This window comes from Phytomonospora sp. NPDC050363 (genome assembly GCF_040655735.1).
In the GTDB taxonomy this organism is placed as follows: domain Bacteria; phylum Actinomycetota; class Actinomycetes; order Mycobacteriales; family Micromonosporaceae; genus Phytomonospora.
Genome location: NZ_JBFAKK010000012.1, coordinates 151,551 through 169,036, shown reverse-complemented (window position 1 = coordinate 169,036; position 17,486 = coordinate 151,551). Strand labels below are relative to the sequence as shown.

16 protein-coding genes are annotated in these 17,486 nt (G+C 70.6%); 7 read left to right on the top strand and 9 right to left on the bottom strand.

Annotated elements, in window-relative coordinates:
• Positions 1-2: 2 nt before the first annotated feature.
• The 4 genes from AB0I28_RS28940 to AB0I28_RS28925 form a co-directional block, all read right to left on the bottom strand.
• The gene (locus AB0I28_RS28940) at positions 3-1,412 is read right to left on the bottom strand and encodes a sugar porter family MFS transporter (protein ID WP_357498559.1); all 1,410 of its coding nucleotides are present in this window, start codon (positions 1,410-1,412) and stop codon (positions 3-5) included.
• Positions 1,413-1,473: 61 nt separating this feature from the next.
• Positions 1,474-2,640: a hypothetical protein gene (locus AB0I28_RS28935; RefSeq protein WP_357498557.1), complete on the bottom strand. Its 1,167-nt coding sequence runs from the start codon at positions 2,638-2,640 to the stop codon at positions 1,474-1,476.
• Between the two features lie 120 nt (positions 2,641-2,760).
• Positions 2,761-4,011: a hypothetical protein gene (locus tag AB0I28_RS28930; protein ID WP_357498555.1), complete on the bottom strand. Its 1,251-nt coding sequence runs from the start codon at positions 4,009-4,011 to the stop codon at positions 2,761-2,763.
• On the bottom strand, positions 4,011-4,517 hold the full coding sequence (locus AB0I28_RS28925) for a SigE family RNA polymerase sigma factor (protein WP_357498553.1): 507 nt from the start codon (positions 4,515-4,517) through the stop codon (positions 4,011-4,013). The genes AB0I28_RS28930 and AB0I28_RS28925 overlap by 1 nt, the downstream gene beginning before the upstream one ends.
• Positions 4,518-4,683: 166 nt before the next feature.
• On the opposite strand from AB0I28_RS28925, the gene AB0I28_RS28920 reads away from it, so the two are divergent.
• Both AB0I28_RS28920 and AB0I28_RS28915 read left to right on the top strand, forming a co-directional pair.
• Positions 4,684-5,364: a copper homeostasis protein CutC gene (locus tag AB0I28_RS28920; protein WP_357498551.1), complete on the top strand. Its 681-nt coding sequence runs from the start codon at positions 4,684-4,686 to the stop codon at positions 5,362-5,364.
• A 102-nt stretch (positions 5,365-5,466) separates the two neighbouring features.
• The gene (locus AB0I28_RS28915; RefSeq protein ID WP_357498549.1) at positions 5,467-5,784 is read left to right on the top strand and encodes a hypothetical protein; all 318 of its coding nucleotides are present in this window, start codon (positions 5,467-5,469) and stop codon (positions 5,782-5,784) included.
• 53 nt (positions 5,785-5,837) lie between these two features.
• On the opposite strand, the gene AB0I28_RS28910 is transcribed toward AB0I28_RS28915, so the two are convergent.
• The 3 genes from AB0I28_RS28910 to groL form a co-directional block, all read right to left on the bottom strand.
• Positions 5,838-6,830, bottom strand: a complete 993-nt coding sequence (locus AB0I28_RS28910; protein WP_357498547.1) for a S41 family peptidase — start codon at positions 6,828-6,830, stop codon at positions 5,838-5,840.
• Between the two features lie 105 nt (positions 6,831-6,935).
• Positions 6,936-7,403 carry a hypothetical protein gene (locus AB0I28_RS28905; protein ID WP_357498545.1) on the bottom strand — a complete coding sequence of 156 codons (468 nt, stop codon included), beginning with the start codon at positions 7,401-7,403 and terminating at the stop codon, positions 6,936-6,938.
• Positions 7,404-7,561: 158 nt separating this feature from the next.
• Positions 7,562-9,184, bottom strand: a complete 1,623-nt coding sequence (gene groL, locus AB0I28_RS28900; RefSeq protein WP_357498543.1) for a chaperonin GroEL — start codon at positions 9,182-9,184, stop codon at positions 7,562-7,564.
• Positions 9,185-9,477: 293 nt separating this feature from the next.
• Here groL and AB0I28_RS28895 point away from each other — a divergent pair, with 293 nt between their 5' ends.
• The 5 genes from AB0I28_RS28895 to AB0I28_RS28875 all read left to right on the top strand — a co-directional run bounded on the left by AB0I28_RS28895 (position 9,478) and on the right by AB0I28_RS28875 (position 15,476).
• Positions 9,478-10,521 carry a GNAT family N-acetyltransferase gene (locus AB0I28_RS28895; protein ID WP_357498541.1) on the top strand — a complete coding sequence of 348 codons (1,044 nt, stop codon included), beginning with the start codon at positions 9,478-9,480 and terminating at the stop codon, positions 10,519-10,521.
• 5 nt (positions 10,522-10,526) lie between these two features.
• Entirely contained in the window at positions 10,527-11,552 is a 1,026-nt protein-coding gene (locus AB0I28_RS28890) for a GNAT family N-acetyltransferase (RefSeq protein WP_357498539.1), read from the top strand.
• Between the two features lie 50 nt (positions 11,553-11,602).
• The gene (paaN, locus tag AB0I28_RS28885) at positions 11,603-13,282 is read left to right on the top strand and encodes a phenylacetic acid degradation protein PaaN (RefSeq protein ID WP_357498537.1); all 1,680 of its coding nucleotides are present in this window, start codon (positions 11,603-11,605) and stop codon (positions 13,280-13,282) included.
• Positions 13,283-13,602: 320 nt separating this feature from the next.
• Complete coding sequence (locus tag AB0I28_RS28880; RefSeq protein WP_357498535.1) at positions 13,603-13,806, top strand: cold-shock protein; 204 nt, start codon at positions 13,603-13,605, stop codon at positions 13,804-13,806.
• 128 nt (positions 13,807-13,934) lie between these two features.
• Complete coding sequence (locus AB0I28_RS28875) at positions 13,935-15,476, top strand: hypothetical protein (RefSeq protein WP_357498533.1); 1,542 nt, start codon at positions 13,935-13,937, stop codon at positions 15,474-15,476.
• Here the strand turns inward: AB0I28_RS28875 and AB0I28_RS28870 are convergent.
• The gene (locus AB0I28_RS28870) at positions 15,380-16,381 is read right to left on the bottom strand and encodes a GNAT family N-acetyltransferase (protein ID WP_357498531.1); all 1,002 of its coding nucleotides are present in this window, start codon (positions 16,379-16,381) and stop codon (positions 15,380-15,382) included. The genes AB0I28_RS28875 and AB0I28_RS28870 overlap by 97 nt on opposite strands.
• Before the next feature lie 82 nt (positions 16,382-16,463).
• Complete coding sequence (locus tag AB0I28_RS28865) at positions 16,464-17,486, bottom strand: GNAT family N-acetyltransferase (protein ID WP_357498529.1); 1,023 nt, start codon at positions 17,484-17,486, stop codon at positions 16,464-16,466.

Genomic DNA, 17,486 nt, shown 5'->3' with positions numbered 1-17,486 from the left:
GGCTAGGCCATGTCCTCCAGTTCGCGGCCCTTCGTCTCGCGCACGGCGCGCCACACGAAGATGAAGGCCAGCACCGCGAAGGTCGTGTACAGCCCGTAGGCCAGGCCGAGACCGATCTCGGCGAGGATCGGGAAGGTCGTCGAGATCAGCCAGTTGGCGACCCACTGCGCGGCCGCCGCGACCGCCAGGGCCGTCGCGCGGATCTTGTTGTTGAACATCTCGCCGAGCAGGACCCACACCACCGGACCCCAGCTGGCGCCGAAGAAGAAGACGTAGGCGTTCATGGCGATCAGGGCGGTCGTCGACATCGCGTCCGACAGCTGCGGGGTGTCGTCGATGACGGTCGCGCTGGTGAACGCCCACGTCATCGTCCCGAGGGTGACGGCCATGCCCGCCGCACCGATGAGCAGCAGCGGCTTGCGCCCGATCTTGTCGACCAGGGCGATGGCGATCAGCGTGGTGACGATGTTGGTGATCGAGGTGATGACCGAGGTGAGCATGGCGTCGGACTCGCTGAAGCCGACCGACTGCCAGAGGGTCGACGAGTAGTAGAAGACCACGTTGATGCCGACGAACTGCTGGAACACCGACAGCAGGATGCCGACCCAGACGATGCCGAGCAGGCCGAGCGTGGGGCCGCGCAGGTCCCGCAGGTGCACGGCCTTCTGGCCGGCGAGGCTGCGGGCGATCTCCTTGATGCGCTGGTCGACGTCGCCGCCGACGAGTTTGCGCAGCACCTGGCGCGCGGTGCTGACCTTGTTGATCTTCACCAGGTAGCGCGGCGACTCCGGGATCTGCAACGCGAGCACGCCGTAGACGATCGCCGGAAGCACGGCGGAGGCGAACATCCAGCGCCAGGCGGTGCCGCCCCACGGAACGGGGTTGGAGGCGCCGCCGGCGGCTTCGGCGAGCACGTAGTCGATCAGCAGCGCGGCGAAGATACCGGTGACGATCGCGAGCTGTTGCAGCGAACCGAGTCTGCCGCGCATGTTGGCCGGGGAGATCTCGGCGATGTAGGCGGGGGCGATGACGCTGGCGGCGCCGATCGCGAAGCCGCCGACGACGCGCCAGCCGGCCAGGCTCAGCGCGTCCCAGGCGAGGGCGGAGCCGACGGCGCTGATGGCGAACAGCGCGGCGGCCGCCAGCATGACGCGCAGGCGGCCGTACTTGTCGGCGAGCGGGCCGGCGAACCAGGCGCCGATGGCGCAGCCGAGCAGCGCCGAGGAGACGACGAAGCCGAGGACCGCCTCGGAGATCCCGAACTCGTCGCGGACGGCCTCGACGGTGCCGTTGATGACTGAGGTGTCGAACCCGAACAGGAACCCGCCGAGCGCGGCCGCGCCGGCGACCAGGATGGTGGCTCCGTGGCGGGCGGGCTCCGGTACCGCGGTCGCCCCCGATTCGCGATGCATGCCACAGCTTTGCACCGTCCGCAGTGGATACGGGGTGGTTTCGCCGGTTTTGCCGGAACGGTCAGGGCACGTAGGCGAGCAGGGTCGGCTCCTCTTCCCACATCGGCTCGCTGAGCTCGTCGAGTTCGGCTCCGTCCGGCGACAGCAGGCGCAGCTCGGTGCCGCCGTCGTCGGAGAACACCCTGGCGACGAAGGAGTCGGCGAACATCAGGGCCTGCTGGAGGCCGGCGCCGTCGACGTCCACTTCGACCACGTCGGGGCGCCCCCGTTCCTTCGTCTCAAGGCGCAGGATCGTCGTGCAGAAGTCCGAGCGCAGGTCACTGGAGTCGGCGGGGAAGGCCGCCTCCTCGATGGTGTCCACGCACATCATGTCGGCGTCGGCGGACACCGAGAAGGGCTGGTAGATCCACCGTCCGGGCAGGACGTTCCAGTCGACGACGGCGTCGGGCTCGGCATCGTCGGCGCCGCGCACGACCGTCGTCTGGTCGTCGGTGCCGTAGGCGGTGTAGGTGAGCAGGTCGCGGCCGGTCTCGTCGGCGCCGACCCGGACGTGGCAGCCGGGCACGTCGCCGACCTGGGTGAAGGTCCCGGTGGTGATGTCGTAGAACCCGGCCGGGCCGCCCTCGCCGGGTGCGCCCCGGTGCACGAACAGGCGGCGGGCGTCGGGCGCCCACACGGGCACGGCGCACAGCTGCTCGTCGGAGTACTCCATGATCGGCCACTGCCGGCCGCTGGCCAGGTCGCGGATGACCAGCCGCCCGCCGGAGACGTAGCTGAGGTAGCGGCCGTCGGGCGAGACGTTCGCCGTCGGGGTCAGCGGCATGTCCTCGACGACCGTCCGCGGGGTGCCGCCCTCGCGCCAGCTCAGCAGGTCCTGCGTGTCGGCGCTCATCCCGTCCTCGCCCCGGGGAACGTAGTCGGGCTTGAGGTAGTAGAAGGTGCCGGTCAGCTCGACGACCGACTCCTCGACCGGCGACGGCTCGGGCAGCAGCGGCGGCCCGCTCGGCTGCTCGGCCGTCGGTCCGCCCTCGGGACCGGCGCGGTCGGTCCCGACGGCGTTGAAGCCGACGAAGGCGATCAGCACCGCGGCGACCGCGCCGGCGACGCCGGTGGCGACGCGCCGCGCCCGCAGCCGCGACGAGGCGGCCAGCGCGCGATCTCGGAGGTCGACCGTCTCGACGGCGTCGGCGAGGTCGCGCAGCCCGTCGCCGAGGCTCTTCAAGGTCATGGCCGCTCACTCCAGGTCGCCGGTCGCCGCGTCAATGTCAACACTTCGCGCGTCAACAATCAAGATGCGCGGTACGGCGTGACAGGTTGCCATCGCACAAAGGACTATTCCGGGCGAAACTCATGTCACGAAGGTCAGCAGCCGGGCGTCGGACAGCTCGGCCGGCTCGTCCGTTCGGGCCACCAGTTCCATCCCGAACACCTCCACCTCCGGCACACCCTCGTCCGGCGGGTCGACGGTCTCGGTCTCCAGGGTCACGTAGGCGATCACCATCTCCCCACCCGGTGACGACACGCGAAGCATCACGTCCCCTGGTGAGGAGACGAGCCCCTCGCCGGGAGATCCGGGGATGGTCTCGTCGGTCGAGTCGAAGAAGGAAACCCCGACCAGGTCGCCGTCGACGGGCAGCTTCACCGCGATCGGCCCGCTGCGGGTCGCCAGCGCGTCGCACGTGGCCCTGCGCCCCATGGGATCGTCGACGGCGTCCGTCCAGGACACGCACTGGAGGGAACCGGAGGCGTTGAGCGAGGCCAGACCGGTCAGCTCGAAGCCCACCTCGTCGGCGTCGTAGAGGACGGGGGCGCCGAGCGAGGATCCGTCGTCGGCGTCCTGATAGACGACCTCGCCGCCTACCTCACCGCTCACATCGGTGCGCACCGAGGCGATGCCGTGGCCGTCGGGCTGCGACGAGCGGTTGAACAGCCGGGCGTGGCAGCCCTCGGGACGGCCGGCGTCGACGACCCGCGGCGAGTCGGCGGTGAAGTCGGCCAGCTTCGAGACCGTCTCGTCCTGCGCCGACAGCAGCACCGCCGAGGAGTCGGCGGTCCAGGCCGGTTCGAGGCAGGGGTCGCCGGTGCCGGGGACGGAGACCACGATCGCGTCGCTGCCGTCGTTGAGGTCGGCGACGACCATCGTGTCGGTCGTGTAGTAGGCGGCGAACCGGCCGCTCGGGGAGACCGCGACGCTGTCGGCGAAGGTCGCGTCACCGCTGAGTTCGAGTACCGGGTCGTTGCCCTCGACCCAGGAGTAGACGCCGAAGGACTCCGGCGCGGTCTCCTTCAGGTAGTAGCCGATCGCCACGGGCATCCCGTACGCCTGACCGTCCTCCGACGGATCGGCCGTCGACGACGCGCCGGAGGAGTCGGCGGCCCGGTCGGTGGCCGGCGCTCCCCCGCCGTCACCGAACTGGTGCCACGCCAGGCTCACGCCGATGACCAGGGCCAGGAGCATGCACAGCCCGCCCGACATGATCGCCGCAGCGCGCCGCGCCCGCAGCCGCCGGGACGCGCCGATCGCGCGGGCGTGCAGGTCGACCGGCTGGACGTCGTCGGCGAGTTCGCGAAGGCCCTCGCTGAGGTCGCGCAGAGTCATCACAGCCGCCCTTCGAGCAGTCCGGCCATGCTCGGCATGAGCTGGCGGAGCCGGCCGAGGGCCTTGGCGGTCTGGCTCTTGACGGTCCCGGTGCTGCACCGCAGGACCGCGGCGGTGTCCTCGACGGAGCGGTCCTCGTAGAAGCGCAGCACGATCACCGCGCGCTGCTTGTCGGTGAGCTGGGCGAGCGCCTTTTGCAGGATCAGGCGGATGTCGGCGGCCGCGGCGACGTCGGGTTCGGGTATCGGCTCGGTGGTGGTCGAGCCGAGCCACTCGCGGATCCGGCGGCGGCGCCAGGTGGCGACCTGCAGGTGGTACATGGTGCGCCGGACGTAGCCGAAAGGGCTGTCGTCGATGCGGTGCCAGCTGCGGTGGGCACGGGCGAGCGCCGACTGTACGAGGTCCTCCGCGTGGTGCTGGTCGCCGGTGAGGAGGTAGGCGGTGCGCAGCAGCGTAGGCGTATATGCACGGACGAACTCGTCGAAGTCGTCCGCGGGGGCACTCATGCTCGTGAATCTCCCGGGGTGCTGGTGCGGTGGAATTCCACCTGGATAGACGCTCGCCCCGGGTGGGTGGGTTGCCGGTGGTGCCCGAACTATTTTGCAGATGGTTCTTCACTTCACCCCATCGCGGTGATCAAGGTCCCAGCCCCCGGCGCTTAAGATCAGCTCCATGCTGCTTGAGGTGATCGCTCTCGATGCCGTGGACGCCGCCGCCGCCGCTTCCGGTGGGGCCGACCGACTGGAGGTCATCGCCGACATCGCCGCCGACGGGCTCACGCCCGCACCGGAGACGGTCACGGCCATCAAGGAGGCCTGCGACCTGCCCCTGCGCGTGATGCTGCGCTGCAACGACGGCTTCACCGCAACGCCCGCCGAGCTCGACGCCCTGCGCGAGGCCGCCCTCCGCCTCGACGCCCTGATGGGCCCCGCCGACGGCTTCGTCTACGGCTTCCTCACCGCCGAGGGCGCCGTCGACGTCGACACCGTCACCGCCCTCCACGCCGCCGTCCCCCACCGCGCCTGGACCTTCCACCGCGCCATCGACCACGCCGCCGACTACGCCGCCGCGTGGTCGGCCGTCGAAGCCCTCGACGGGCTCGGGCAGGTACTGACCGCCGGATCGGCCGCCGGCGTCGCCGACGGGCGGGCCGCGCTCGCCGAGCAGGCCCGGCCCGCGCTGACGATGGTCGGCGGCGGACTGCGCCCGGCGCACCTCGCCGAGCTGGTCGCCCTGGGCGTGCGGGCCTTCCACATCGGCGGGATGTCGCGGCACGGCTGGGGAAACCCCGTCGACGCCGAACTGGTCCGCAACTGGCGCCGGGTGCTCGACACCGACGTGCCGGTCTCCTGAGGCCGTTCTCGCGGAAACAAGGCGCCCGCGAGCGTCAACCCGCCCCGGGACGGGCCGCGTCTAGGTGTGTGACAGCACGCCACCGCCCCGGGGGAGAACACGATGACCGACACCGCGGCCGAGTTCACCGGATTCGCTCGTCGACGACTGCGCCAGATCCTCCACAGCGTCGCCGAAGAGTCTCGGCCCGTCCCGCTGGAGGAGGCCGCCATGGCCGGAGACTACCGCCTCGAACCCGTCGGCTCGGGCCTCGCGCTGTGGACCGACGACATCATCACGCACGAGATCGTCGACGGGTCGGTGCACCTCTCCAACCACGGCGAGGACACCTCGCGATCCTGGACGACTCCCGAGTTGCCCGAACTCGCCACCTCGCTCCTGATCGGCTACAGCTATCCCGACGACGAGATCCTGGAATAGCGAGCGCCACCACCGGAGGGCCCGCGTCCACTCAGGACGCGGGCCCTCCGCCGTCACGCGACAAGCCGCTCCACCGCCTCCGACGCGATCCGCCGCGAATTCTCGTCCTCGCGCCCCGCCACCCTCCCCGCCACGTGCTCCAGCGAGCGCTCGTATGCCACGTCGAAGGCCGCGCCGGCGGGCACCTCGACGTCGGGCACCACCCCGACCCCCTCCCAGTTCGAGCCGGTCACCGCGTTGACGGGCCGCTCGTCGGGCACGCCGACCTCGATGTGCCCGTCGATCCGGTACAGGCTGAACGCGTGCGCCGCCCCGCTGGTCGCCTCGCCGACGACGGTGGCGCGGCCGAGGCTCTGCAAGGTGTAGGCGAGGTCCTCGCCGCCGGAGAAGGTCCGCGAACTGGTCAGTACGTGCACCGGCCGGTCCAGGTACCGGGGCCCGGGCACGTAGGCGGGCGTCCAGCACTGCCGGCGCTCGGCTCCCTTGTGGACGACCGCGACCTGCACCGGTTCCGGCCCGACGAGATGTGCGCAGAACTGGACCGCCGACTGCGGCCAGCCGCCCCGGTTCGCGCGCAGGTCGACGATGAGCGCGTAGGTGTCGGCGAGCAGGCGCATCGCGGCCTCGTAGGCGGCGCCGGCGCCGGCCGGGTCGCCGAAACCCGCCAGTGCGATCAGGCCGACGTTGCCCGGCAGCCGCTCGACGCGGGTGACGCCCTCGGCTTCGAGGCGGAAACGCTCGCGCCACCGCTCGACGGCGGCGGCCTCGGCACCGGGGTCGGGTTCGCCGAGCGGCTCGTCGTGCCAGGTGACGGTGAGGTGGCGGTCGTCGTAGACCGAGCGCAGGTCGGCGGTGACGGCCGCGCAGAACTCGGCTCCCGACAGGCCGGCGTAGGCGCCGTCGGCGCGTCTGGCGCGGACGCGGGCGGCCATCGCGGCGGCGGTCTCGGGGTGGACGTAATGGGCGCGGACGGTGTCGAGGACGGCGTTCAGGGCGGTGTCGAGGGCCGGAGACAGGCCGAGGACAAGAGATTGGTCTTGACTCATTCACGAATACTAACGATATATCGAAGACTTTCACAACCGCTCGCCAGCGCCTCCCCCGGGCAACAAAAAGCCGCCCCGCGATGCGGAGCGGCCGTCGTACCCGCCTCACGCCTTGACGAGCGTGTAGGTCGCGCCCTTCTCGTCGGTGACGTCGAAGGTCTCGGCCTGCGCACCCGGCTTGAGCGTGAGCGTCCACTCCATCAGCTCGGCGTCGGTGCTGGTCAGCATGATCGTGAACCCGCCCGCGCCGTCGGGCTCGACGGTTCCCTGGTAGCCCCTCGTCTCCAGCGCGCCGTCGGCGGCCGGGACCTCGGCGGTGCCCTCGTCGGTCACCGTCAGCGGGGTCTTGGTGTGCGGCTCGGTGGGCACCAGCTCCCACTCACCGACCAGGGCCTCCATGTCGGAGGGTCCGTGCTCGTCGCCCTCTCCCATGTCGGAGGGCTCGTCGACCGGGTAGGACTCCATCGGCGGCGAGGGGTTGTCCGAGGCTTCGTCGGAACCGCCGCAGGCGGCCAGTCCCAGGCCGAGCAGGACGACTCCGGCCAGTGCGGCCAACCGGGATGAGGCGCTCAATTGCCACTCCTTCGTGAGGGATGAGCGCACAGTGTGCCAGAGGCGTGGAAGCGGGCACGAAAAATCGGCCCGCTCCCGAAGGGGCGGGCCGATTTCTTGGCCTGGGAACCAGGCCGGGCCTGGAACTCGCAGATCCTAGTGGAGAACCTGCAAGGGCTCTAGAAGCCCATGTCCGGAGCGCCACCGGGTCCGGCGTCGGCCTTGGCCGGCTCCGGCTTGTCGGCGACGACGGCCTCGGTGGTCAGGAACAGGGCCGCGATCGAGGCCGCGTTCTGCAGAGCGGAACGGGTGACCTTGGCCGGGTCCGGGATGCCCGCGGCGAGCATGTCCACGTACTCGCCGGTCGCGGCGTTGAGGCCGTGTCCGACGGGCAGGCTGCGGACGTGCTCCGCGACGACGCCGCCTTCGAGGCCGGCGTTGATCGCGATCTGACGCAGCGGGGCGTCCAGCGCCGACTTCACCAGCAGAACGCCGGTGCCCTCGTCGCCGGTGAGCTCCAGCTTGTCGAAAGCGGAGACCGCGGCCTGAGCCAGGGCCACGCCGCCACCCGCGACGATGCCCTCTTCGACGGCCGCCTTCGCGTTGCGAACGGCGTCCTCGATGCGGTGCTTGCGCTCCTTGAGCTCGACCTCGGTGGCCGCGCCGACCTTGATGACCGCAACGCCGCCGGCGAGCTTCGCCAGACGCTCCTGCAGCTTCTCACGGTCGTAGTCGGAGTCGGAGTTGTCGATCTCGTTGCGGATCTGCGCGACCCGTCCCGCGATCTGCTCCTCGTCACCGGCACCGTCGACGATGGTGGTCTCGTCCTTGGTGATGACGACCTTGCGGGCACGGCCCAGCAGGTCGATGGTGGCCGACTCGAGCTTCAGGCCGACCTCTTCGCTGATGACCTGACCGCCGGTCAGGATCGCGATGTCGGTCAGCATGGCCTTGCGGCGGTCGCCGAAGCCGGGAGCCTTGACGGCGACCGACTTGAACGTGCCGCGGATCTTGTTGACGATCAGGGTCGCCAGGGCCTCGGCCTCGACGTCCTCGGCGATGATCACGAGGCTCTTGCCGGCCTGCATGATCTTCTCGAGGGTCGGGAGAAGGTCCTTGACCGCGGAGATCTTCTGGTTGGCGATGAGGATGTAGGGGTCCTCGAGCACCGTCTCCATGCGGTCGGGGTCGGTCACGAAGTAGCCCGACAGGTAACCCTTGTCGAAGCGCATGCCCTCGGTGAGCTCAAGCTCCAGGCCGAAGGTGTTGCTCTCCTCGACGGTGATGACGCCTTCCTTGCCGACCTTGTCCATCGCCTCGGCGATGATGTCGCCGACCGTGGTGTCACCGGCGGAGATGGAGGCCGTGGACGCGATCTGGTCCTTGGTCTCGACGTCCTTGGCGATCTTGGCGAGCTCCTCGGCGACCGCGGCGACGGCGGTCTCGATGCCGCGCTTGAGCGCCATCGGGTTCGCGCCGGCGGCGACGTTGCGCAGACCCTCGCGGACCAGCGCCTGAGCCAGGACGGTCGCCGTCGTGGTGCCGTCACCGGCCACGTCGTCGGTCTTCTTGGCTACCTCTTTGACGAGCTCGGCACCGATCTTCTCGTACGGGTCCTCGAGCTCGATCTCCTTGGCGATGCTCACACCATCGTTGGTGATGGTGGGCGCGCCCCACTTCTTCTCAAGGACGACGTTGCGTCCCTTGGGGCCGAGCGTCACCTTCACGGCGTCGGCAAGGATGTTCATGCCGCGCTCAAGGCCCCGGCGCGCTTCCTCGTCGAACGCGATGATCTTGGCCATCTGGCGTTGTCCTCCGGATTACGTATGTCGCACGCCTTCGCGACGCGCTTCACAATGCTTGATCCGGTCGGGCGGATGGCCCGCGACGATAACGACCGCCCCTGTTGGGAGACGGTCCCACCACCCCGACCTTGGCACTCACGGGTCGCGAGTGCCAACACCTTGTTTAGCACTCAGACCCCGAGAGTGCAAGCCGCACAGGGCGAGGAGGGACGCGGTTCACGCGCCGGACGCGAGGAAACAGCCGGCACGCAAGCCTTGTGCTGACGTCACTTAGCCGTCATGATGAGGTCATGCCTTCGGTCAAGTCTGACGTCGTTGACGTCGTCCGCTTCCACCCTTCCGACGTCACCATGGGCGACGAGGTCTACGCGGGCTGGCGCGACGCCCAGCTCAACGACTTCCCCGACCAGACACCCCTCGACCGCGCCTCCATCCAGAGCCTGCTGGAGAACCCGCCGCACGGCTGGACCGGCGAGTTCTACGCCGCCACCGTCGACGGCCGCATCGCCGGCGCCGTACTCCTCTTCCTCCCGGGCCTCGACAACACCCACCTCGCCCACGTCGAGGGCTGGGTCCACGTCGGCAGCCGCCGGCAGGGTGTCGGCCGCGCCCTCTACGAGCGCACGCTGGAGCGGCTGCCGGAACTGGGCCGCACCACGCTGATCGTCCGCATCCACGACCGCGCCGACATCGACCCGCCCGCCGCCGGGCCGCGCTTCGCCGAGGCCGTCGGCATGAGCTGCGCGATGACCGAGGTGCAGCGCCGCCAGTACCTCGACGAGGTCGACGACGGCGTCTTCGCCGCGATGCTCGCCGACTGCTGGGAGCGTGCCGAGGGCTACGAGGTCGTCCGCTGGACCGACGGCGCCGACGGCCCCACGCCCGAGGAGCACGTCGATGACCTCTCCCAGCTCTTGGTGCGGCTCGACACCGACGCGCCCCACGGCGACCTGCGGATCGAGGCCCGCGAGCCCGACCCGGAGGCCGTCCGCGCCCTCGACCACCGCAACCGCGCCGCCGGCATCAGGCTCGTCCACACGGGCGTCCGGCACGTCGCGAGCGGTCGTATCGTGGCCTGGACGACCATCAGCACGCTCCCCTCCGATCGCGGCCACGGCCAGCAGCAGATCACCGTCGTCGACCCCGGCCACCGCGGCCGCCGTCTCGGCACCCTCGCCAAGCTGGAGAACCTCGCCTACGCGCGCAGGGTCGAGCCGGGCCTGCGGCTGGTGGAGACCTGCAACGCCGACGAGAACGCGCACATGATCGCCATCAACGAGACCCTGGGTTACCGGGTCCACGGCCGGGTGCACAACTTCCAGAAGGAGATCTGACGGCGATGGAGTTCCAGCCCTTCACCAGGCACGACCTCGACCTGCTCGGCGATTACCACGCCCTCGCCCTGGACAACCATGAGGCGCGAAAGGGACCGGCCCCGACCTGGGAGCGGCTGCGAAAGGCCTTCGGGACGGTCCGTCCGGGCATGGCCCAGCGCGACTGGCTGGTCAGGGACGGCGGCGAGGTGGTCGGACACGTCGCGCTCGCCCTGCCGGTGGCCGAGAACCGGCACCTGGCGATGGGCGTCGTCCAGGTCCGCCGGGACCTGCGCCGGCGCGGCATCGGGCGCGAGCTCTACGACTTCTTCGTCGGACGCTCGCGCGAGGAGGGGCGCACCACCGTCATCGCCGGCGTCGACGAGCCTCTTGCCGGGGTCGAGGCCGAGATCGACCGGTCGGGCTCGCGGTTCCTGACCGCGCTGGGCTACGAGGTCGCGCTCACCTCGGTCCACTCGCGACTCGACATGTCGACCGTCGAGGCCGGGGCGCACGAACGGCTCGCCGAGCAGGCCGGGCCGCACGCCGCCGGCTACGAGACGTTGAGCTGGATCGAGGGGAAGGGAGGAGGCGAGTGCCCCGAGGAACTCGTCGAGGACCTCGGCTACCTGGAGTACCGGCTCACCACCGACATGCCGCTGGGCGACATGGACTACGAGCCTGAGCGGCCCGACGCCGCCCGGGTGCGCGAGCGGGCGCTGACGGCCATGGAGACCGGGCAGAGCCTGGTGCACGCCGCCGCGCGGCACAAGGCCACCGGCAAGACCGTGGCGTGGACCTTCGTCGAGCTGTCGCGCGACGACGACGAGTACGCCCACCAGGCGATCACCGTCGTCGATCCCGAGCACCGGGGCCACCGCCTGGGGACCCTCGTCAAGCTGGAGAACATGCGCGCCGCGCTGGCGCTGCGGCCGGCGCTTCGCTACGTCGACACCGACAACGCCGCCGACAACACGCCGATGATCGCGGTCAACACCGCCATCGGCTACCGGCCGACGCACGCGCAGGTCACCTACCAGCGAAGGATCTAACGGTCACCAACCGTCGCGCTCGACCGGTCACCTGCGGCATCATGTGAACCATGACGCACCCGATGCTCACGAAGCACCGTGACACCCTCGACCGCGCGCTCCAGGCGATCGGCGAGCGCGGGTACTGGTCGGCCTACCCCGAGTCGCCCAGTCCCCGCGTGTACGGCGAGACCGCCGCAGCCGACGGGAAGGCGGCGTTCGAGTCGTTCCTCGACGCCGACTTTCCGCTCGACCAGCCGGGGGGCGACGCCCGGGTGGCCACCGAGGTCAGCCCGTACGGGATCCCGCTGGGAGTGCGCTATCCGCGTGCCGACCCGCGCGCGCTGATCGACGCGGCCGCCGCGACGCAGCCGGCGTGGCGCGAGGCGGGTCCGGCGGTGCGGGCCGGGATCTGCCTTGAGATCCTCGACCGCATCGGGAAGCAGTCGTTCACGCTGGCCAACGCCGTGCAGTTCACCACCGGCCAGGCTTTCGTGATGGCCTTCCAGGCCGGCGGTCCGCACGCGCTCGACCGGGGCCTTGAGGCGATCGCCTATGCCTACTCGGAGATGACGCGGGTCCCGGCGACGGCGTACTGGGAGAAGCCGCAGGGCAAGCACGAGCCGCTGCGGATGTCGAAGACCTACCATGTCGTGCCGCGCGGGCTGGCGCTGGTGATCGGCTGCAACACCTTCCCGACCTGGAACTCCTACCCCGGTCTGTTCGCCTCGCTGGTGACGGGGAACCCCGTGATCGTCAAGCCGCACCCGGGCGCGGTGCTGCCGCTGGCGATCACGGTGAAGATCGCCCGCGAGGTCGTCGCCGAGGCCGGCTTCGACCCGAACCTGGTGACGCTGGCCGCCGAGGACCCGGCCGACAAGGTCGCCTCGGTCTTCGCCACCGACCCGGCGGTCAAGATCATCGACTTCACCGGCGGGACCTCCTATGGGGACTGGCTGGAGGCCAACGCGCGGCAGGCGCAGGTGTACACCGAGAAGGCGGGCGTCAACACCGTCATCATCGACTCGACCGACGACCTGAAGGGCCTGGCGCGCAACCTCGCCTTCACGTTGTGCCTGTACAGCGGTCAGATGTGCACGACGACGCAGAACATCCTCATCCCCGAGGGCGGCATCGACACGCCCGAGGGCAAGGTGTCCTTCGACGACGTGGCCGCCGCGATCACCGGCGCGGTCGCCAAGCTGACCAGTGACCCCGCGCGGGCCGTCGAGCTGATCGGGGCGATCGTCAACGAGGGCGTCACCGACCGTCTCGCGCGGGCCGAGAAGCTCGGCGAGGTGCTGCTGCCCTCGCAGGCGCTGACCCACCCCGCGCACGCCGACGCGGTGATCCGCACGCCGCTGATCGTGAAGCTGGGCGCGGGCGACTCCGATGTGTACGGCGAGGAGTGGTTCGGGCCGATCGCGTTCCTGATCGCCACCGCCGACACCGCCGACTCCTTCCGGATCTTCCGTGCGACCACCGGCGCGAAGGGCGCGCTCACGGCGGGGATCTACTCCACCGACGAGTCGGTCCTCGACGAGGCCGAGTCGGCCGCGTGCGACGTGGCCGTGCACCTGTCGTGCAACCTGACCGGCGGCGTGTTCGTCAACCAGTCGGCGGCCTTCTCCGACTTCCACGCCTCGGGCGGCAACGCGGCGGCCAACTCGGCCCTCACCGACGGCGCCTACGTGGCCGGCCGCTTCCGTTTCGTGCAGAGCCGAAGGCACGTCGCGGCCGAGTCCGAGTGACCTTTGTGGACCCGTCCGGAGGGCCTCTCCGGGCGGGTCTCGGAGCGGACACGAAACGATTAACCTTCGGGCGGGTCCGGTGCCGCCACAGGCTTCTGACCGGGGGTTTCCCTGCGACAAACTCCGTCGTTGTTCATCACGTTCCGACGCCCGGAGAGGGCGCGCATATCTAGCCACGGAAGCGCGGCTCGTGTAGCGTGCGAAGTCGGTCATCTCTCTCGCAAACGCAAGTCCACCATCGGTGTGGGTGCGCCGGCGGTGGGCGATGGCCCCGGCCTCGCGCCGCGGCGCCGGTGAGAGAAGAGTAAGGGAAGTGCACAGTGGCACAAGGCACCGTCAAGTGGTTCAACTCCGAGAAGGGCTACGGCTTCATCGCCGTGGACGGCGGGGCGGACGTTTTCGTTCACTTCTCGGCGATTCAGCTGGACGGATACCGTTCGCTGGATGACGGGCAGCGCGTCGAGTTCGACGTCGCGACGGGCCAGAAGGGCCCGCAGGCGGAGAACGTCCGGGTCATCGGCTGATCCGGATCCACCGACCTACCCGGGGCCGAAGACGCGAGATGTCTTCGGCCCCGGCGTTTGTCCCGTGGTCATCGATCAGCATCCCCGAATGTCCTAAATAGAGGCATTTGAGTTGGTAGCTTGCGAAGATGACCACGACACCGCCACCGCCTCCAGGCGGTCACCAGTCACCTGACGAGCCGTACGACCAGAACGCCGACCCGCACGCCCAGGGCGGCGGCCCCCCGCGACCGCCCGACCCGACAGGCGACCGGCCGGCCGAACCGCCCCGCTCCGAGGGCTACCCCTCGCAGCCGGCGCAGGGCGGCCAGTACCCGCCGCCGCAGCCGCCCCATCCACCGCAGGAGCCCTATCCCGCCCAGGGCGGCGACTACCCGCAGCAGGGCGCGACCTACCAGCCGCCGCCTCCGGCGCAGGATCCCCACTCGCAGCCGCCGCAGTCGGGCGCCTACGGCGACACGCAATCCGGTCACTACGGCCAGGGTGGGACCTACGGCCCGCCATCGGGTTCATACGGCAACGACCAGGGCGGATACCAGGCCCAGGAGCCCTACACGCCACCTCCCTCGGGCGGCTACGCTCCCCCGCCCGCGGCGGGAGGAGGCGGAGGCGGATACCCGCCGTCGCCACCGGACGGCCCCTACTGGCCTCCCGAGCCCGGACAGGGCGGGCCGGACCCCTACGACCCGATCGTCGCGACCGACTTCAACACCTGGTTCAACCGGGTCATGGGCGTGTTCCAGCGCAGCTGGAAGTCCATCGGCCTGATCATGCTCGTCGGCGCGGTGATCCCGAGCCTCGTCGTCGGCACGGTCAACACCGCCGTCGGGCCCGTCGGCGACGACATGTCGACGATCGAGTGGTCCGACTACGCCGGCAGCGGCCTGTGGTCGCTGCTCGCCTGGATCATCACCGGGTTCCTCGCCGCGGCGGCGGTCGTGGCCGCCATGCGCGTCGCGGTCCGCGAGGGCACACCGGGCGTCCAGGTCCCCTTCGGAGAGTCGATGTCCTACGGCTTCGGCCGGGCTCTGCCCATGTGGGGCTGGACGATCATCGCCTCGATCGTGATCACCATCGGCCTGTGCGCGTGCATCCTGCCGGGCATCTACCTGGCGATCGCGCTGGCGCTGATCGCGCCGGCCTTCGTCTTCGAAGGCGGCAACCCCTTCGTCCGCAGCTTCAAACTGACCCACAGCGACTTCGGCCGCGCGCTGTCGCGCCTGCTGGTGGCCTTCCTGGCCTTCCTCGTCTACGGCTGCATCATCAGCATCCCGCTCGGCCTGATCGAGGGCGCGGTCGCCGAGAACGGGCTCAGCTTCGGCGGCTTCATCGTCGTGCTGATCCTGGAGGCCATCCGGGCCGTGCTGCTGCTCCCGGTCGCCATCGCCGCCGTCGCCGTCATCCTGGTCACCTACGCCGAACTGCGCTCGCGCAAGGAAGGGCTCAGCACCCGCCAACTGGTCTCGGAGGCCGACGCGGCCGGCGGCCGCTTACCCGGGTTCTCCGTCGAGGAAGCCCCCCGGTGCTCTCCCACCGGGGGGCTTTTCCCTGCCTGGAGCCGCGCGCCTTCGGGTCACAGCCGCGCGCGGAAATGCACCGTCCGGTCGAGGTCGGTGAAGCCCAGCGAGGCGTTGACCGCCCGCATGGCCCCGTTCACCTCGGCGTTGTAGGTGTCGATCGTGCGCAAGTGGGGCCGCAGCCCTTTGGCCTGCGCGAGGTTCGCCGTCTTGAGGACCCGGCCGAGTCCGTGGCCTCGGTGCTCGGCGGCCACGATCGTGTAGCCCTGGGTGGCGTGCTCGGTGTCGCGGCCGGCCGACAGCGCGGTCCAGCCGACCAGCCGGCCGGTGGCCTCGTCGACGACGCCACTGTGGATCTCCGTGCGGCCCGCCGCGCGGGCGGTCGCCGCCCAGGCGAGGATCCGGGCCGGGTCGTAGACCTCGACCTCGGTGTCGAGGTCCCCCTGCGGACTGTCGGTGCTCATGCGCGTGGCGAGCTCGGCGAGGTCTTCGAGGTACTCCGCCGGCGGGTCGCCGGGCAGGCCGTCGGTCCACTGGACGAGCCGGTAGCCGCCGGGAACGGGATCGGCGGCGGGCGGCTCGCCGGGCACGTCGAGGCGGCTGCGCACGTCGCCGAGCACGGCCCGCATGCCCATGGCCGCGCAGAACATGCCGGGTCCCTCGCTGCGGGCCAGCGGGCTGCCCTCGATGGGCGAGACCGCGTTGACCAGGACGACGTCGCGGCCCAGCTCCCTTGCCCGCCGGGCGACGTGGGCGAAGAGCGCCCGGCCGAGTCCGGTGCGTCGTGCCGAGGGGCGCACCGAGCCTTCGAGTTCGACGACGTCGCGGTTGTCGAGGCCGGGGAGGAACATCAGGGCCGCGGCGACCAGACGGCCGTCGCGCCACACGCCGTGGTACTCCGAGGTCTTGCCCGGATGGAGGTGCGTCAGCAGCGCCCGCAGGGTCTCGGGGTCGGTGTGCGGGCTCTCCGGCCTGTCGGCGGTGTGGGAGTCGCGGTGCAGGTCGAGGAAGGCGGCGAAGTTCGGTTCGGCGCGCAGGTCGAGCGGGGCAATGTCCACAGTGGTCGATGATCCTTCGGGTGACGCGACGGCCCGCCGCCCCCGTGGCGGGGATGGCGGGCCGTCGCTGCGATGGTCGCGATCAGAGCTTGAGCTGGTAGATCACGGCGTCCTGGAAGGGCTCGAAGCCCATCGCCACGTTCACCGCGAGCATGGGCGCGTTGTCCTTGGCGTTGTCGGTGTCGATGACGGCCAGGGACGGCGCGGTCCGCACCGCGAGAAGCAGGTTCTCGGTCTTGAGGACCGTCCCGAGCCGGTGGCCCCGGTGCTCCCTGGCGACCATGGTGATGCCCTGCATCCCGTACTGGGGCGCGGAGTCGCGGAAGTGGATCTTCGTCCAGGCGATGACCTCGCCGCCGGCGTCGTGCCGGATCGCGGTGTTGACCGTCCGGCGGTTCTGTCGGGCGTTGCGCGCGTTGTCGGCCAGGATCCGTTCGGGCGTGTAGGCGAGTTCCTCGACTTCGAGGGTGCCGGTCGGGGTGTCGCCGTAGAAACGGCTGAGCAGCGCGGCGAGCCCTTCGAGAACCTCGGCGGGGGTGTCGCCGTCGGCGCCGTCGATCCACTGGACCGGCGAGTAGCCCGCGGCCTTCGACCACGCCTCGCGCCGCAGCCTCTCGATCGCGGACTCGTCCACGGTGGACAGGTCGAGACGGAGGTAGTTGGAGGCGCTGGCCGCCTCCATGCCCGCCGCCTCGCAGAAGCGACGGCCGTCGAGACTGCCTCCGCCACCGTCGATCGGAACGTTGACCTCGGCGTGGAGGGTGTCGCGGCCGTGCTCGCGCATGACCTCGGCGACGGAGTCGAACATGGCGCGCCCGATCCCCTGGTGGCGTCGGCCGGGCTCGACCATCGCCCAGACGTCGGCGAGGTGCCGGTTGTCCTCCTCGTGCATCTCGACGAACGCGAAACCAACGACCCGGCCGCCCTCGCGGGCCAGGACGGTGACGTTGATCCCGCCGTGGCTCGGGCCGGTCAGCAGCGCCCGGAAGGCGTCCCGTGCCAGCAGCGGCACTCCGGGGCGGTCGACGGCGAAGGCCGCGGCGGCCACCTCGTGGGCCTGGTCGACCGACGCCGTGTCGGCGTGGTGAAGACGGCTGGTCTCCAT

What these genes read in the sequence shown, in the direction of transcription:
- AB0I28_RS28875 (WP_357498533.1), top strand. Translation starts at nt 13,935, where the DNA reads ATGACCACGACACCGCCACCGCCTCCAGGCGGTCACCAGTCACCTGAC.
- AB0I28_RS28940 (WP_357498559.1), bottom strand. Translation starts at nt 1,412, where the DNA reads ATGCATCGCGAATCGGGGGCGACCGCGGTACCGGAGCCCGCCCGCCAC.
- AB0I28_RS28920 (WP_357498551.1), top strand. Translation starts at nt 4,684, where the DNA reads ATGCTGCTTGAGGTGATCGCTCTCGATGCCGTGGACGCCGCCGCCGCC.
- AB0I28_RS28935 (WP_357498557.1), bottom strand. Translation starts at nt 2,640, where the DNA reads ATGACCTTGAAGAGCCTCGGCGACGGGCTGCGCGACCTCGCCGACGCC.
- paaN (WP_357498537.1), top strand. Translation starts at nt 11,603, where the DNA reads ATGACGCACCCGATGCTCACGAAGCACCGTGACACCCTCGACCGCGCG.
- groL (WP_357498543.1), bottom strand. Translation starts at nt 9,184, where the DNA reads ATGGCCAAGATCATCGCGTTCGACGAGGAAGCGCGCCGGGGCCTTGAG.
- AB0I28_RS28930 (WP_357498555.1), bottom strand. Translation starts at nt 4,011, where the DNA reads ATGACTCTGCGCGACCTCAGCGAGGGCCTTCGCGAACTCGCCGACGAC.
- AB0I28_RS28915 (WP_357498549.1), top strand. Translation starts at nt 5,467, where the DNA reads ATGACCGACACCGCGGCCGAGTTCACCGGATTCGCTCGTCGACGACTG.
- AB0I28_RS28865 (WP_357498529.1), bottom strand. Translation starts at nt 17,486, where the DNA reads ATGGAGACCAGCCGTCTTCACCACGCCGACACGGCGTCGGTCGACCAG.
- AB0I28_RS28925 (WP_357498553.1), bottom strand. Translation starts at nt 4,517, where the DNA reads ATGAGTGCCCCCGCGGACGACTTCGACGAGTTCGTCCGTGCATATACG.
- AB0I28_RS28890 (WP_357498539.1), top strand. Translation starts at nt 10,527, where the DNA reads ATGGAGTTCCAGCCCTTCACCAGGCACGACCTCGACCTGCTCGGCGAT.
- AB0I28_RS28895 (WP_357498541.1), top strand. Translation starts at nt 9,478, where the DNA reads ATGCCTTCGGTCAAGTCTGACGTCGTTGACGTCGTCCGCTTCCACCCT.
- AB0I28_RS28910 (WP_357498547.1), bottom strand. Translation starts at nt 6,830, where the DNA reads ATGAGTCAAGACCAATCTCTTGTCCTCGGCCTGTCTCCGGCCCTCGAC.